This is a genomic window from Paraburkholderia sp. USG1 (assembly GCF_031570135.1).
Taxonomy (GTDB): domain Bacteria; phylum Pseudomonadota; class Gammaproteobacteria; order Burkholderiales; family Burkholderiaceae; genus Paraburkholderia; species Paraburkholderia dioscoreae.
Window position 1 is genome coordinate 59447 of the sequence record NZ_JAMWXW010000034.1, and the last position, 16707, is coordinate 76153.

Genomic DNA, 16707 nt, shown 5'->3' on the forward strand with positions numbered 1-16707 from the left:
ACATGTCATTACCCATGTCTTCCTGATTGGCGGGAGTCGCATTCTAAACACAACTCACGAGCACTCGCCATTCACTATGAATAAAATTTGATTTCCAATAAAACTCTTATTTTTTGGATAGAAATTTATTAGCGAATTCACGGGAGAGCGCCATTTTTAAAAAATTTCATAACTTTATCCCAATTTTCAGACAGAAAGCAAGTTAACAATTTCACATAAAAACAAGACCTTATTCCACTAGCATATGCAGAATAAGGTCTTGAAATGCGAAATATCCGAGTCTACTCATGAATTTTCCCAATGCTGGTCATTTGCAAGTTTTTTAGACCGACGTCAATTGACGGGCGATCCAGTTCATGTGCTTAATACAATCCTGACGATTTGATTGAATTCGAGAAATACGGTGGGTCATAATTAAAGTCCGATTCCATATTAATTGGGCTGAATAGCTCACGGGACTTATTCCAGGGCGAATTTGCGCAGATCAGCAATGACGTTGCCCAACACAGGTTGAAAGCAGAAAACCAATAACAATGTTTCAGAGAATCCACATGACGATTTCGCGTCAGGCGCTTTTCGGCAAGCTTGGCAACACGCTGTACAGAAGCATCGAGTCCGCCACCGGCTTCTGCAAGCTGCGCGGCAACCCCTATATCGAGCTTGTGCACTGGCTGCATCAGTTGCTGCAACAACCCGACTCGGACCTGCATCGGATCGCGCGGCATTGCGGTATCGAACGCGAAATGCTCGATCGCGACATGGCCCGCGCGTTGGCCGCGCTACCGGCGGGCGCGAGCTCGATCAGCGATTTCTCGCACCACGTCGAACTGGCAATCGAGCGGGCCTGGGTGCTCGCCACGTTGGGCTTCGGCGACCGGCGTATCCGCAGCGCCTGGCTCGTCGCCGCACTCGTACAGACGCCGGAATTGCGGCGCGTGCTGCTTGCCATTTCGTCGGGGTTCGGCAAGCTACCCGTCGAAGGTCTGAACGAGGCGCTTCTGGCATGCATCGACAGTTCGCCCGAAGCCGCTGAACCACCTTACGACAACAGCGAGTTTTCACCCGCCGTGCCAGGCGAGGCCTCTCATGTGCTGCCTGCGCAATCGAAAGCCGTGCCGCTCGAACAGTTCTGCACGGACCTGACTGCGCGTGCGCACAGCGGCGAAATCGATCCGGTGGTCGGCCGCGAACTGGAGATTCGCACCCTGATCGACGTGCTGCTGCGCCGGCGCCAGAACAATCCGTTGCTGACCGGCGAGGCGGGTGTCGGCAAGACCGCTGTCGTCGAAGGGCTGGCGTGCGCCATCGCCGCCGGCAACGTGCCGCCCAGGCTGCTGGGCGTACGGCTCCTGAGTCTCGACGTGGGCGCGCTGCTGGCCGGTGCCAGCATGAAGGGCGAATTCGAGTCGCGTCTGAGAGGCGTGCTGGAAGCCGCGCTGAAATCAGCCGTACCGGTGATCCTGTTCGTCGACGAAATCCACACGCTGATCGGCGCAGGCGGCCAGGCCGGCACCGGCGACGCGGCCAATCTGCTGAAACCCGCACTCGCGCGCGGGGCGATCCGCACGATCGGGGCAACCACATGGGCGGAGTACAAACGGCACATCGAAAAAGACGCTGCGCTCACACGGCGCTTCCAGGTCCTGCAGGTGCCGCAGCCGCAGGAACCGGCGGCGATCGACATGGTGCGCGGCCTCGCGAACACGTTCTCGCGGCATCACGGCGTGGTCGTGCGCGACCAGGCGGTCCGCGCGGCGGTGAGGCTGTCGCATCGCTACATCCCTTCACGTCAGTTGCCGGACAAGGCAATCAGTCTTCTCGACACGGCGTGCGCGCGAGTCGCGCTTTCGCAGCATGCGCCGCCGCGAGAATTGCAGGACGCGCGTCAACGCGTGCTGGCCGCGCGCGTCGAAAGCGAGTTGCTGGTCGCGGAATCGCGCATCGGGCTCGATACCGCGGGCGCACTGGCGGCGGCCCGAACGCGCATCGGCGAACTCGTCGCAGTCGAAGAGCGCATCGAAGCGCGCTGGAAAGCACAACTCGCGGCGGCGCAGGCCTTGCTCGCCGCTCGTGATGCGGCGCTCGGGGCCGCTCACAGCGCGCCGCACACCGGCACGAACGGTGAGGTACGCGCATCGCCTGATTCGCTCAAAGATCTGGAGCGCGCACTCACGCAATTGCAGGGCGATGCGCCGCTGGTGTTTCCGGAGGTGAGCGAAGCAATCGTCGCCGAAGTGGTATCGGATTGGACCGGCATCCCCGTGGGCCGCATGGTCACCGACGAAGTGGCTGCCGTGCAGTCGCTGCCGATCACGCTCGAAGCGCGCGTGATCGGCCAGCCCGATGCATTGCGTCAGATCGGCGAGCGGGTGCAAACCGCACGCGCCGGACTAACGGATCCGAAGAAGCCTCTCGGCGTATTCCTGCTCGCGGGCCCCTCCGGTGTGGGCAAGACCGAGACGGCGCTCGCACTCGCGGAGGCGCTCTACGGCGGCGAGCAGAACCTGATCACCGTCAATATGAGCGAGTACCAGGAGGCTCATACCGTTTCCGGATTGAAAGGCGCCCCGCCCGGCTATGTCGGTTACGGCGAGGGAGGTGTGCTCACGGAGGCGGTGCGGCGGCGCCCCTATTCCGTGGTGCTGCTTGACGAAATCGAGAAAGCCCATCGCGACGTGCACGAAATGTTCTTCCAGGTCTTCGACAAGGGCTATATGGAAGACGGCGACGGCCGCTACATCGATTTCCGCAACACCACGATCCTGCTCACGAGCAACGCCGGCTCGGAACTGACCGCGAGCCTGTGCGCCGACGCGTCGCTCCCGCCCGATACCGACAGCTTGCGCGAAGCCCTCACGCCCGTGTTGCTCAACGTATTTCCCGCGGCATTTCTCGGCCGCGTCACCGTGGTGCCGTACCGGCCGCTCGCCCATGAATCGCTTGCGCGCATCGTGCGGCTGCATCTGGACCGCGTTGTCACACGCATGGCGGACGTTCACGACATTGCTCTTGCCTACAGCGGGCAAGTGGTCGACTACATCGTCGGCAGGTGCCTTGTTCAGGAAACCGGAGCCCGCGTGCTGATCGGCTTCATCGAACAACACGTGCTGCCGCGTCTTTCCGCGTTATGGCTCGACGCATTGGCGTCGAAGCGGCCCATCGCGCGTATCGAAATCGGCGTAGTCGACGCGAGCGCGCCACCCACTGCTGCACTTGCTTTCCCATGCGCGTATGCGCATGCCACGGCAATGCCGGCGGCAGCCGCAACGTCGCCCACCTTTTCCGTCGCGCAGGTTGACTGAACGCTGCCGACTCTTCACCACCCGTTCCCGGAGACCTCCATGTCCGTTCCCAGCAGTTCGCAGAAATTCATCGCGCTCAATCGGGCGCCACGTGTGCAGATCGAGTACGACGTCGAAGTCTACGGCTCCGAGAAGAAGGTCGAATTGCCGTTCGTCATGGGCGTGCTGTCCGACCTCTCCGGCAAGCCCGTCGAAGCGCTGCCGCCGGTCGCCGAGCGCGGTTTCCTCGATATCGATATCGACAATTTCGACGAACGGATGAAGGCAATCGGGCCGCGCGTCGCATTCGCCGTGCCGAACACGCTTTCGGGCGACGGACAGATGGTGGTCGATATGAGCTTCGAGAGCATTGAAGACTTCTCGCCGGCAGCCGTCGCCCGCAAGGTCGATTCGCTGCGGCAACTGCTCGAAGCGCGCACACAGCTCGCCAACCTGCAAACGTATATGGACGGCAAGTCCGGTGCGGAATCGCTCGTCAACAGGCTGCTGCAGGATCCGGCGTTGCTGAAATCGCTGGCGGCCACACCGAAGCCGCAGGTCGCGCACGCCGCCGGCAACGCAGTGGAGCCCGCGGACGCGAACAGCTGATCGAGCGGACAGAACAGATTCAGAGGACACAACATGGCAAAACAGCAAACACACGCGGCCGCGGCTGACGTACATACCCAATCCGACTTCGGCCATCTGCTCAACCAGGAATTCAGGCCGAAAACCGACCAGGCTCGCGAGGCTGTCGAACACGCCGTGCAGACACTTGCGGAACAGGCCTTGCTGCAATCGGCCACGATCAGCGACGACGCGTACAAGAGCATCGAGGCGATCATCGCGCAGATCGACTGCAAGCTCTCCGAGCAGATCAACCTGATTCTGCACCATGACGAATTCCAGAAACTGGAGTCCGCCTGGCGCGGCATGCATCATCTGGTCTCCAACACCGAAACCGACGAGCGCCTGAAGATCCGCTTCATGGATGTGTCGAAAGACGAGTTGCGGCGCACGATGAAACGCTACAAAGGCATCGCGTGGGATCAGAGCCCGCTCTTCAAGCAGATCTACGAAGAAGAGTACGGCCAGCTCGGCGGCGAGCCTTATGGGTGCCTCGTGGCCGACTACTATTTCGACCATACGCCGCCCGACGTCGATCTGCTCGGCTCGATCGCCAAAGTGGCCGCGGCGGCGCACACGCCGTTCATTTCCGGCGCGTCGCCTTCGGTCCTGCAGATGGAATCGTGGCAGGAGCTCGCCAATCCGCGCGACCTGACCAAGATCTTCACGCAGAACCTCGAATACGCTCCTTGGAACTCGTTGCGCAATAGCGAAGACGCGCGCTATGTCGGCCTCGCCATGCCGCGTTTCCTCGCCCGCCTGCCCTACGGCGCGAGAACCAATCCCGTCGAAGAATTCGATTTCGAGGAGCACACCAACGGCTCCGACCACCGCCGCTATGCATGGGCCAACGCGGCCTATGCAATGGGTGTGAATATCAATCGTTCGTTCAAGCTGTATGGCTGGTGCTCGCTGATCCGCGGCGTCGAATCGGGCGGCACGGTCGAGAACCTGCCGTGCCATTCATTCCCCACCGACGACGGCGGCGTCGACATGAAATGCCCGACCGAGATCGCCATCTCGGACCGGCGCGAGGCCGAGTTGTCGAAGAACGGTTTCATCCCGTTGATCCACCGCAAGAACACCGATCACGCCACTTTTATCGGTGCGCAGTCCTTGCAGAAGCCGGCCGAATACTACGACGCGGACGCCACCGCGAACGCGAATCTGTCCGCGCGTCTGCCGTATCTGTTTGCCTGTTCGCGCTTCGCGCATTACCTCAAGTGCATCGTGCGCGACAAGATCGGCGCATTCAAGGAACGCGAGGAAATGCAGCGCTGGCTGAACGAGTGGGTCATGCATTACGTCGACGCGGACCCCGCCAACTCGTCGCAGGAAACCAAGGCACGGCGGCCGCTCGCCGCCGCCGAAGTGGTAGTGGACGAAGTGGAAGGCAACCCCGGCTACTACCAGGCGAAGTTCTTTCTGCGCCCGCACTTCCAGCTCGAAGGGCTGACGGTGTCGTTGCGCCTCGTCGCGAAACTGCCGTCCATCAAGGAAGCCGCCTGACTGACCCGGCCGGGAGCGGGCTCCTGGATGCAGACCCTGCTGGCTTTCCGAAAACAGGTGGCCATTCGGGTGTCGCCCCGCTTTCCGTTCTTGATTTTTCACCGATTGCGATCTAGTTGCAGCCCGGTTGCAATCCCGATCGCAACCCCGATCGCAATCCCGATTCGAGGCGTTGATATGTCCGATGAAAATTACGATGTCGATGCAGCCGTCACGCATCTGAATGCTCACGCACATGCGGATTCCAATGGCCGATGCGCGGCCTACGTGAGGCAGGCGCTGGCGGCCGGCGGAATCGTCATTCCCCAAGGGCCGGCCGTCAATTACGCCAAAAATTACGGCCCGGTTCTGCGCGAGCATGGATTTATCGAGGTATCGGCGAGTGAGCTGATTACGCCGCGCAAAGGGGACACCGCCGTTATCCAGCCTTACCCCGGCGGCAACGTCGCCGGTCATATCACCATGTACAACGGCCAGCGGTGGGTCTCGGATTTTCGCCAGAACGACATGTGGGGCGGTCCGGGCTATCGTCAGAACAAGCCTGCGTACAAGGTGTATCGGTGGCAGGGGGCGCAATGACGCGATGGCGAGCCTGCGCATGCGCGGCGATTGCATGGGCTGTTCTCGGCATGCATCCGGCGCTTGCACAAAACGTCGATTCGGCCAGGCGGTTTCTGCAAGGCGTCTATGGCGCCTATACGTTCAATGGCGATCCTCCCGGTATTGAAGCGTCCGGCTCTCACGCCATTGCCTCGCCGTCGCTCCTGCAGTTGATCAGGAAAGATCGGCGCGCCTTGAAAGGAGAGGCCGGCTATCTGGACATGGATCCGCTGTGCCGTTGCCAGGACTTCGACGTGAAAACGACCGGCATCGAGGTCAGGGTGGAGACGCACCACAAGGCAACGGCCGTCGTGGCGTTTACGAACTTCAAGGAGCCGCGGAAGGTGGAGTTAGATCTGCTTTGGGTTCGTGGCAGATGGCTGATCGACGATATCAGGGGCAGCGACGATCGGCGCAGTCTTCGCGCGGTCCTACAGACAGAGATTGCCGATCTGGCCGGAAAGTAGCGGAAATCAGGCTGTAGATATTTAACATCAAGGAGCTTTCTAGATGGCACAAGATATTTTTCTCAAGATCAACGGTATCGACGGAGAATCGCCGGATGCCGCGCACAAGAACGAGATCGAGGTGAAGAGCTGGGGTTGGCGCGTATCCCAGCAAGCGAACATGCATGCCGGCTCCGGCGGCGGCGCGGGAAAGGCCACCGTCGACGACCTCGAGTTCGAGCATCTCGTGGACCGGGCAAGCCCGAACCTGATGAAATACTGCCTGACGGGCAAGCACGTCGACCAGGCTGTGCTGGTGGTACGCAAAGCCGGCGGCAATCCGCTCGAATTTCTGAAGATCACCATGAGCGACGTGATCGTCACCCAGGTTCATCCGTCCGGCAGCAACGGCGACGACGGTATTCGCGAGCACGTTCGCCTTTCGTTTGCGAAGGTCAGGCAGGAATACGTCGTTCAGAACGCACAAGGCGGTAGCGGCGGCGCCGTGACGGCCGGGTACGACATCAAGGGCAACAAGGAGGCTTAAGCCGACTTGCCGCCCTTCGTCCAGGCAGGCGTCCCGGCCCGCCTGGACCTTTCCGGTTTGCTGCCCTGCTGCCGTTTCTATCGCGCCTCATTTTGCGTTGCCCAATGCGCCTGTTCACCCATGTTATTGCCCTCGCTTTGGCATCCGCGCTGACCGCGTGCGCCAGCAGCGATCCAAAGACAGCGAAGGAACCCATCAAGCTCGAACTGTCCGTTGTGGCGTCCACGGGCGTCAATCCGGACGACCAGAAACGTGCGGCGCCGATCGTCGTACGCGTTTATGAATTGAGAACCGACGGCGCATTCAATTCCGCCGACTTTTTTTCATTGCAGGACAAGGACAAGACCGCCCTCGCGGAGGATCTGGTGACGCGAGCGCAATTCCAGTTGCGGCCGGGCGAGAGCAAATCGATCCGCACGAGAGCCGATCCCGCGACGACCGTCGTCGGGATACTGGCAGCCTACCGGGATCTGCCCAACTCGGTATGGCGCGCGGCCTATCCGCTGCCGCCGGCGCCGGATGCCGCCTGGTATCGCCGCGCGCCCAAACTGAAACTGATCATCAATCTTGAAGCGAACGCAATCAGGATTACCGAGACTAAATAGTGGAATGAACGCATGAGCTGGCACAACAAGGTCGTCTGGAGCGAGGGGCTTTTTCTGCGCCCACAGCTTTTCCAGCAACAGGAGCGATATCTCGAACATTACGCGCATAGACGCGCGGCCACCCTCTCGCCGTTTTTCTTCGGCTTCAGTCATTACAGCCTCGATAGCGAGGCACTGGCGCTCGGCAAGGTGATCGTGAAGTCGGCCAGCGGCGTGTTCGCGGACGGCACGCCGTTCGATACGCCCGGCAGTACGCCACCGTCCGCGCCGCTCACCGTCCGCGCGGAACACCTCGACCAGTTGATCTATCTCGCCGTGCCCGTGCGCGTGCCGAACGGCGAAGAGACGACGTTCGACAACGCCGCCGACTCGCTTGCCCGCAACTTCGTGTTCGACGCCGAGTTGCGCGATACGAATTCGATCGGACAAGGTTCGAAGACCGTGCAGTTGTCGAATCTGCGACTGCGGCTCGTGCCCGAGAAGGAACTGACCGACGCATGGATCGGACTTGCGCTGACGCGCGTCAAGACGATTCACGCGGACAGCAGCATCGTTCTGGACGATACATTGATTCCGCCGGTGGCGGGCTTCGGCGCAAGCGAGCTGCTCACGAGCTGGCTCGCGAAGATTCACGAGCTCACACGCCTGCGTGCAAACTCGCTCGCCACCCGGCTGACCGGCGCCAACGGCAATGCCGGCACCACGGCGGAAGTCTCCGACTATCTGCTGTTGCAAACGCTCAACCGTTACGAGCCTTTGCTTCAGCATCTGCGCCGGGTGCCGACCACCTCGCCGGCCGATCTGTATGCGCTGCTGCTCAGCATGGCGGGAGAACTGTCGACCTATGTGCGCACCGACAGCCGGCGGCCGCTCGACTCCCATCCGGCCTACCAGCACACCACGCCGCATCTTTGTCTGAAGCCCCTGGTGGATGACACGCACATGCTGCTCAATGCGGTACTGGTGCGCAGCGCGCAGCGCATCGAACTGAAGGAGCTGGGGCATGGCATGCGCAACGCGGTGGTCGATCCCGTCGACGTGCGCGGCTTCACCGCAGTGGTGCTAGCGGTGCACGCCGCGATGCCGCCCGACCTGCTCCAGCAACAGTTTGCCGCCCAGGCGAAGGCCGGCCCTTCTGAGCGGCTCCCGGACCTCGTGCGCGGACATCTGCCGGGCATCGCGCTCCAGGCGCTGCCGGTGCCGCCACGACAGATTCCGTTCAACGCGGGCTTCGTCTATTACGAGCTCGCTCGAAACGGTCCGTTGTGGGACGAAGTGGCGCGGCACGGCGGACTCGCCCTGCACGTCGCCGGCGAATTTCCGTCGCTGAAACTCGAACTGTGGGGCGTGCGCGGCTAGCGCATGAGCCGGCAGCAGGCCGCGCGAACTGCGCGTGCCTCGAATCGGCAAGAGCAACGAAAATCCAGAGAATAAAGGTCAGCCAGTGAACTCAGAAGCAGCGAACCGTTCAGGCGAGCTTGACCCGTGGTCCGGCGACCAGGGCGGCATATCGGCTCCCGTCTCGCGTGCCGCGCCCGGTGGAGCGTCTACCCGAAACGCGAAGGCGGCGGCGCCTGCCCCGTCTCCTGATCGGGAGATACCGCCGGGCGAATCGACTGCGGAGCGCCTTGCGGCCATCAGGGCCGCGCGCAACCCGCTGCTCGAAGCAGCTCGCCCTCTGTTGCGAGCGCTGGCGGATCTGCCCGTGCAGTTGAAACAGAACGAGACGGAACAGTTGCGAATCCTGCTGGAGCAGGAAGTGCGCATGTTCCAGAAACTCTGCGACCAGATCGGCATTCGCCGCGATCATATGCTCGGCGCACGCTATTGCCTGTGCACGGCACTCGACGAAGCCGCGATGCAAACGGTATGGGGCAAAGGCGGACAAACCGGCGTCGAATGGAATACCCAAGGACTGGCCACGCTTTTCCACGAAGATCGGCAAGGCGGCACCAAAGTCTATCTGCTGATTGGGCGGCTGATGAGCGATTCGCACGAACATCTCGACCTGCTCGAACTCATTTACCGGATTCTTAGCCTGGGCTTCGAAGGCCGCTACCGCTACGAGGCCGATGGGCGACGCAAACATGAAACCGTGCGTCAGCGGCTCTACAACGAGATCATGACGCGGCGCGGGAGTCTGGCCGTTGCGCTGTCACCGCACTGGCAATCGCAGGTGAAGGGCAAGCGCGTGTCGTTCTTCGACTTCCCGGTGTGGGTCACGCTTGCCGTTCTATCCGTCGTCCTGATCGGTCTGTTCGGCTATTTCAAATACGAGCTGCTGAACCGGAGCGCGGAGGTCCGCAAACAGATCGCCGACATCGGGCGCATGACGCCGCCTGCCACGCGCGCACTGCACCTCAAGGAACTGTTGAAGAACGAGATCGCCGCAGGCACGGTGAGCGTCGACGAAGACGCGCATCACAGCTCGGTGACGTTCCGCGGAGATTCGATGTTCCCGCCGGGAGCCGCGGCGGTGAAGACCTCGATGACGCCGTTGATCACGAAGATCGCAGGCGAAATTGCCAAGGTATCGGGCAAGGTATCGGTGTTGGGGTACACCGATAACGTGCCGATAAAAAGCCGTCAGTTCGCGTCGAACGCCGCGCTCTCCGAAGAGCGCGCCACGCAGATCATGCAGATGCTTCAGACAGCGGGCGTGCCGGCGGTCCGACTCGAAGCGGTGGGCAGGGGCGACGCCGATCCGGTCGGGGATAACACGACCGTGCAGGGCCGTGCGCAGAATCGCCGCGTCGAAATCACGGTCGCGCAATAGCCGCCAAGCAACAGCCGCCACACAATAACCATCAAGCAACGACCGCCACGCAACAACCGTCAAGCAATAGCGGATCAAAAAGGCCACTCGGGAAATTCAAGCATGAAGAAGTTGTCGTTTCTGGTATCGCGCCAGTTCCTCGCTCTCGCCGCGTTGCTGGTTGTCGCGCTGGTGATCTGGTTTGTCGGTCCGCTCGTGGCGTTCGGCGGTCTGAAGCCGCTCGCAACCGTCGGCATGCGTGTGCTGGTGATCGCGCTCATGCTGGGCGGCGTGCTGCTATGGCTGGCCGGTTGGTCCCCCAGTGTGTTCTTCGTGGCGCTACTGTGTCTGCTGATCTGGCAGGCCTCGCCGCTCCTTGCGTTCGGCCATGAACAACCGTTCATGCCCGCGTCGGCGCGTCTGATCGCGATTGCACTCGTACTGGCGATATTCGTCGTGTACTGGGCGTTCCGGCTCTGGCAGAAAATGCGCACCGACGCGCAATTCCTCAAAAGTCTGCTCGAATTCGGCGGCAAGAAGAAGGTCTCGCCCGCGGCGGAGCAACTGGATAACGTGCATGCGATCGTATCGGGCGCGCTGGCACGCCTGAAGGCAATGCGCACGGGAGCGCGTGGAATCGGGCGGCTGTTTCAGGGCAAACGCTACCTGTATGAACTGCCGTGGTACATCACGCTCGGCTCGCGGGGCTCCGGCAAAACAACCGCCCTGCTCAATGCAGGACTGCCGTTTCCCGTCGCGGCGCAGATGCAGCGCACCATCGGCGCTCTCGCCGGCACCGAGTCCGTCGACTGGTGGCTGACCAACGACGCGGTACTGATCGATACCGCGGGCCACTATACGCGGCATGGCACCTCGCAGCACGAGCGGCTATCGTCGGCGCTCGCTACTGCGACGACACAATCCGCCGACAAGGCGAAGCCTGCGTCGAAAAATGAAAACGCGAGCGACAAGGACAAAACGGTGGTGGCTCTCGCCGCGCAACCCGGCGCGGCGACAAGCTCCAGTACCATTCATCCCGACGCGGCCCGGTTGCGCGAGAAAACGGACGCGGATGAATGGTTCGGCTTTCTCGCGATGCTGCGCAAGCACCGGCCTCGCGCGCCGATCAACGGCACGATACTGACCCTCGAACTCGCCGTGCTGACCGGACTGGACGAGAACGCGCGCATGGCCGAAGCGGCCGCGTTGCGCGGACGTCTCGCGGAGCTGCGCGAAACGCTCGGCATCCGCTTTCCCGTCTATCTCGTCGTGACCAAAATGGACCGGCTGAGCGGCTTCAACGAATACTTCGCTTCATTGACGGCCGAGGGGAGGGCCCAGTCCTGGGGTTTTACGCTGCCCTACGGCAAGGAGACCATTGCGGCCCAAGGCGTGCGGACTCGCTGCGACGAGGAACTCAGCCTATTGACGACCCGTCTGGCCGACGGCGTCAACACGCGTTTGCAGGACGAATTCGATGCCACCCGACGCCGCCAGCTCGTCGCGCTATCCGAGGAGTTTGCTGCGCTGTCGCAACCGCTAGGCGAGTTGATCGAACGCGTGTTCCTCGACTCGCGTTACGACGACACGCAGCTTCACGCCACCCTGCGCGGCGTCTATTTCACGAGCGCGATTCAGGCAGGCGAGGCGCTGGTCGCCGAGCGGCGGACAATCGCCCAGCGGCTGTCGGCGTCGCCCGATCGGGCGGCGGGCACGCGTGCGTCCAGACCGGCCGGCAATCAGAGCTACTTCCTGCACGACCTGCTTACCAAAGTCGTGTTCGCCGAATCACAGCTCGTGCGGCCGAACCTGCGCTGGGAATTCCGTTTCCGTCTGCTGCGGTTCGTCGGCCATACTCTCGCCGTGCTCCTTTTCGCATGGCTGGCAATTGGCCTGCGGCTCAGCTTCGGCCACAACGGCGATTATCTTTCCCTGATCGATCGCAAAACGCAGGCGCTGAGCGCAAAGGTCGCGCAACTGTACAAGGAGCCGAAAGCCGAAGCGATCCCCGATACGCTCACCGAGGCGCGCTATCTGCCGACCTTCCCGGGGCTCGACCTGTCGGACCCGGATAGCGCGTACCGCTTCGGTCTTTACACGGCGCCTGACGTCGTCACTGAAAGCAGCCGCACGTACGACATGCTTGAGGACAATCTTCTGCTGCCGCAGATCGTCCGGCGTGTAGAGGACGTCGTCTCGCAGGCGGTGGCAAACAGGGATTCGAAGGCGGCCTACGACGCGCTGCGCGTCTACCTGATGCTTTACGACAAGGCCAAATTCAACGCCGAAGACGTGAAAACCTGGGTGCTCAACGACTGGGCGAACACGGATAGCGCGACGGCTTTCGGCGGCCGCGCCTCGATGATCGGGCACGTTCAGCAGCTCTTTTCAGGCAGTCGTGTGGTCCAGTCACCATTGATCCGCAACGATTCACTGGTGCAGCAGGCACGCTCGTTTCTCGATGGCAGCAACGCCACGGAACGTCTGTACGAACGCGCGAGGACGGCGATGCAAAGAGAAGCGCCCGACGAATTCACGCTGATCCGCGCGGTCGGACCGCAAGCCGGACTCGTCTTCACGCGGGCGAGCGGCGCGCCGCTGTCGCGCGGCGTGCCGGGACTCTTCACCTTCGACGGATACCGGCAGCTGTTCGACAAGCGCCTGCCCGAGTTCGTCGAGGCCGCGCGGGACGACGACGCCTGGGTGATGGGCCGCTCCTATCTCGGCGAGGCTCAAAAAAAAACGGCTGAATTCGCCAGCACGGCGACCGGCGCCGACGACTCTTTGACCGACGCCATCCGCCGGCAATATCTGACGGAATACGCACGACAGTGGGACGCGTTTCTTGGCGATATCCGCACGGTCAGCGGAACCAGTCTGCAGTTCAACCTGCAGGTGCTGCGCAGCTTCGCGGCGCCGGATTCACCGCTGGCACGGCTCGCACGCGCGGCGGTGCGCGAGACCACGCTGACGCCGCCCGTCACGGCGGCGGACGGTTCCCTCTTGCAAAAGGCGGCGGACCAACTGAGCCAGAAAGCGGACAAGACACTCGGAATCCGGGCCTCGGAAATCGTCGAACGCGAGCTGGTCGATAGTCGCTTCGCCGCGCTGCGCGAGGTGGTCACGGGCAACGCGGATGCCCAGGCGGCCACCGCGCAAGCCGGCAAGACCGGTCTGGACGGCGTGACGAACCTGCTGAACGACTACTACACCGCGTTGACGGTTGCCGACAACGCGCTCGCCAACAACAGCATGCCGCCGGCGAGCGACGCGGCGGCCAGGCTCAAGATGACCGCCAATACGATGCCGCCTCCGTTTCGCGCCGTGCTGCTGGCGCTAGCCGGCGACGGCTCGCGCGAGGTGAATCAGGGTATCGGCCAATTGCTGTCACGACAGATGCAGGCGGTGGTGGGCGACACCTGCCGTCTCACGATCGAAGGCAACTATCCGTTCGCCGCCGACAGCAGGCGCGAGGTCCGGATCGACGACTTCACGCGCGTCTTCGCGCAGGGCGGCGTCATCGACGACTTCTTCACGAAGACGCTCTCGACATTCGTGGACACGTCGGCGAAACCCTGGCGCTACAGGACGCTGGCCGGCGCCACCGAGCCTGTCCAGGGTCCGGACCTCGAACCCTTCCAGCACGCCAAGGCGATTCGCGAGATCTTCTTTGCCGACCCGGACCAGAAGCAGTTGTCCTGGAAGGCGGAGATCCGGATTCCCGAGCTCGATCCGACGATCACCGGCCTGATGATCGATATCGACGGTCAGACGACGCTCTATCAGCATGGGCCGGTTACGTCGTTCCCGGTGACGTGGCCGGGCACACGCGGCGGGGTGCGCGCGGAGCTGACGGCCGAGCCGCGCATCCGGCCGGAGACTTCGACGCTTGCGGCGGACGGGCCGTGGGCGCTGCTGCGGCTGGTCCAGAAAGGACAGGTGGTCGAGACCACGATACCCGGGCGCACACGGGTCGCCTTCGACTTCGACGGTCGCAAGGCCGTGCTCGATATCGCGGGTGTGGGCAGCGTCGCCAATCCGCTAACGAGCGATGTGCTGAAAACGTTCAGATGCCCGAGTTCGATGCCGATGCTCACCCTCACCGACAGCGGGCCGCCGCCCGGCTTGCCGCAGGCGGCAGCGCCCGCGGCGCCGGGCGTGCGCGATTGAACTCGCGTGCTATGACCGGAAATGCGCGTCGCCCGATGAAGCCCGACGGACGGCGCAGTTCCGGTTACTTCACATTGAACGCGTAGTCGCCGTGGGTGCGGTGTCCGTCTGACGCGACGGCCACCCAATGCACCGTGTAGCGGCCCGCCGCGAGCGGCGGCAGCGGCACGGCGATCAGCGCCGGTTGATGCTCGTCGACCGCGGCTTTCTGCGCGTTGACCTGCTTGCCGCTCGCATCGGTCACTGTCAGCGAACTGAACGCCGCTTCGAGCGGCCCGTCGAAAATCACCCGCACCTGCGCGGGCGAGGCCACCGTCGCGCCCGCTCCCGGCTCCTGCTTCTGCGGGAATACATGCGCGAAGGCCATGCCCGCCATTGCGAGACCGGCGAGCGACGCCGCCAGTTTCGCTGCTGCGCGCAGGCCGCTGCGGCGACGGCTCCCGATCATGCTATTCATATTCATCATGACTCTCCTGCTTTTACTGGAATAGAGGTTTGCCGATCGTCGTCGGCGCGACATCGTCGAAGAAGATATGCGCCTGGACCAGAATGCCCACGTGCGAGCCGCTCGCACGATTGATCGGCACTTGCGCCTCCACGCCGAACTGCCCGTAGCGGTTGATCCAGATAAAGCCCGGATTGACCGTGCCGGTGGTCTGCCCCTGGCTGCGCGACAACGGAATCTCGACCAGCGGAATCAGATTCGCGAACGGCTGCGGCAGACCGACATCGCGCACGTGCTGCTGCAGATACGGCAAGCTGTATTGCACCGTGAAACCGTAGTTGAATGCGTCCGGCTGTCCCGCGCCGGTGGTCAGTGCCGGTCCCGCTTCGCCCGTGATCGCGAGCGGACGCAGATACGCCAGCGAATCGGGCAGATCGCCCATCCCCTTGCCGGCGTATACGGTCGGCGAGATCGTCGAGAAGTTGTCGGCGATCGCGCGGCTGCCCGTGCCGCCGAGTTCGGCATCCACGCCGATCGAGGTCATGAATTCGTGCGCGTCGTTGACGTACAGCAGGTACTTCAGGCCCACGCCGAAGTTGTCGAAGCCGCGCGCCCGCGGATTGTTCTGCATCGCATAGGTGCCGTCCACGGACACGGCGAGCCGCGGCGTGATCAGCTTGTCGTACTCGAAGTCGAAGGTGTTGATGCTCTGGTCGCCGTTGTCGCCCGGCACGCGTTGATGGCCGAACTCGAGGTTGGCTTCGTCGCCCACGCCGGGGTCGTCCACGGCCATCGTCGACGGAAAGATGCGATTGCCCGCAATCGCGTGGGCACTAACGGGTGAAGGCACGCACAACAGTGCGCCGGCGGCGGCCGCGACAAGCGACGCCGCGCGCAGCGGTGTCCCGCTGCGCGTTGTCTGGGTAAGCATGATCGATCCTGTTTCATGGGTCGTGACAAAGCTGGCGCGCACAGTCGCGAGGGACGTGCGTCGGCAGCCGCGATGCACTCGATGCATCGCGCGTGATGAGTCGTCGAATCAGGATGCGAACGGAGGGGCGCGGGGCTGCGCGAAGGTGAGCGGTTCGACGCGGCGCACGCTGTCGAAGCGGGTCGCGGCGGTGTGCTGCAAAGCACGGACGGTGACGACGAACAGTCCCTCGACGCTCGGCACGACGGGCATGTGGGCGAGCAGGCTGCAATAGCCGCAGGCATCGCCGTCGGACATGGCGGTGTGCTGGGTGTGATCGTTGCCCGGCTGATCGGGCGTAGAGGATGCGACCGATGACGCCTCCGGCGCGTCGTCCCGCATCGCGTCCATTGAAGGCATCGAGTCCATCGAACCCGTGGACGCCATCGACGGCATATCGCAATGCTCGCCCGACATGGCGCTTTCATCGCTGCGGGCGGCGAGCGTATGCGAGATCGTCGGAGCGAGCGTGGCCATCAGGATCGCGAACAATCCCAGCCAACTGCCGATCTTCCGATAGAAACGACTCACGATGCGCCCGGCGACACGATGGGAAGCTGTCGCGGATTATGCCACGGCTACCCGCGCATTCCGCCTGCCGAGGCACACGTTACGGCGGGCATTTCATCGAGCCGCCAGGCACGCGCCGCGCCACGCCACGCCACATCTTCGAACGTCGGATGTCGGCCGCCCGCTCTCCTGCCAGCCCCGTTTGCGTCGCCGCACGGCGAAAACTTTGCCCGCCCCGGGGT

At 62.8% G+C, this 16707-nt stretch carries 13 protein-coding genes; 10 read left to right on the top strand and 3 right to left on the bottom strand.

Annotated elements, in window-relative coordinates; genetic code table 11:
* Positions 1-551: 551 nt before the first annotated feature.
* The 10 genes from tssH (at position 552) to tssM (ending at position 14540) form a co-directional block, all read left to right on the top strand.
* Positions 552-3302, top strand: coding sequence for a type VI secretion system ATPase TssH (tssH, locus tag NE850_RS32760; RefSeq protein WP_165186049.1), 2751 nt, complete (start codon positions 552-554; stop codon positions 3300-3302).
* Positions 3303-3341: 39 nt separating this feature from the next.
* Complete coding sequence (gene tssB, locus NE850_RS32765; protein WP_007181816.1) at positions 3342-3890, top strand: type VI secretion system contractile sheath small subunit; 549 nt, start codon at positions 3342-3344, stop codon at positions 3888-3890.
* Positions 3891-3923: 33 nt separating this feature from the next.
* Entirely contained in the window at positions 3924-5417 is a 1494-nt protein-coding gene (gene tssC / locus NE850_RS32770) for a type VI secretion system contractile sheath large subunit (RefSeq protein WP_007181815.1), read from the top strand.
* 27 nt (positions 5418-5444) lie between these two features.
* Positions 5445-5996 (top strand): hypothetical protein, encoded by a 552-nt coding sequence (locus NE850_RS32775; protein ID WP_232064168.1) that lies wholly within the window; start codon positions 5445-5447, stop codon positions 5994-5996.
* 50 nt (positions 5997-6046) lie between these two features.
* Entirely contained in the window at positions 6047-6484 is a 438-nt protein-coding gene (locus tag NE850_RS32780) for a DUF3828 domain-containing protein (protein WP_232064169.1), read from the top strand.
* A 43-nt stretch (positions 6485-6527) separates the two neighbouring features.
* Entirely contained in the window at positions 6528-7010 is a 483-nt protein-coding gene (locus NE850_RS32785) for a type VI secretion system tube protein Hcp (protein WP_011488490.1), read from the top strand.
* A 104-nt stretch (positions 7011-7114) separates the two neighbouring features.
* The gene (tssJ, locus tag NE850_RS32790) at positions 7115-7615 is read left to right on the top strand and encodes a type VI secretion system lipoprotein TssJ (protein WP_007181811.1); all 501 of its coding nucleotides are present in this window, start codon (positions 7115-7117) and stop codon (positions 7613-7615) included.
* 12 nt (positions 7616-7627) lie between these two features.
* Positions 7628-8974, top strand: coding sequence for a type VI secretion system baseplate subunit TssK (gene tssK / locus NE850_RS32795; RefSeq protein WP_310699876.1), 1347 nt, complete (start codon positions 7628-7630; stop codon positions 8972-8974).
* Between the two features lie 85 nt (positions 8975-9059).
* Complete coding sequence (tssL, locus tag NE850_RS32800; RefSeq protein ID WP_007181809.1) at positions 9060-10391, top strand: type VI secretion system protein TssL, long form; 1332 nt, start codon at positions 9060-9062, stop codon at positions 10389-10391.
* Positions 10392-10493: 102 nt separating this feature from the next.
* Positions 10494-14540 (top strand): type VI secretion system membrane subunit TssM, encoded by a 4047-nt coding sequence (gene tssM, locus NE850_RS32805; protein WP_007181808.1) that lies wholly within the window; start codon positions 10494-10496, stop codon positions 14538-14540.
* Between the two features lie 64 nt (positions 14541-14604).
* Here tssM and NE850_RS32810 read toward each other — a convergent pair whose 3' ends face one another.
* From NE850_RS32810 to NE850_RS32820, 3 genes are all read right to left on the bottom strand, one after another.
* Positions 14605-15003 carry a copper resistance protein CopC gene (locus tag NE850_RS32810; protein WP_007181807.1) on the bottom strand — a complete coding sequence of 133 codons (399 nt, stop codon included), beginning with the start codon at positions 15001-15003 and terminating at the stop codon, positions 14605-14607.
* Positions 15004-15019: 16 nt separating this feature from the next.
* Positions 15020-15916: a hypothetical protein gene (locus tag NE850_RS32815; protein ID WP_310699877.1), complete on the bottom strand. Its 897-nt coding sequence runs from the start codon at positions 15914-15916 to the stop codon at positions 15020-15022.
* Positions 15917-16024: 108 nt separating this feature from the next.
* Positions 16025-16486, bottom strand: coding sequence for a DUF2946 domain-containing protein (locus tag NE850_RS32820; protein ID WP_007181805.1), 462 nt, complete (start codon positions 16484-16486; stop codon positions 16025-16027).
* Positions 16487-16707: the final 221 nt, after the last annotated feature.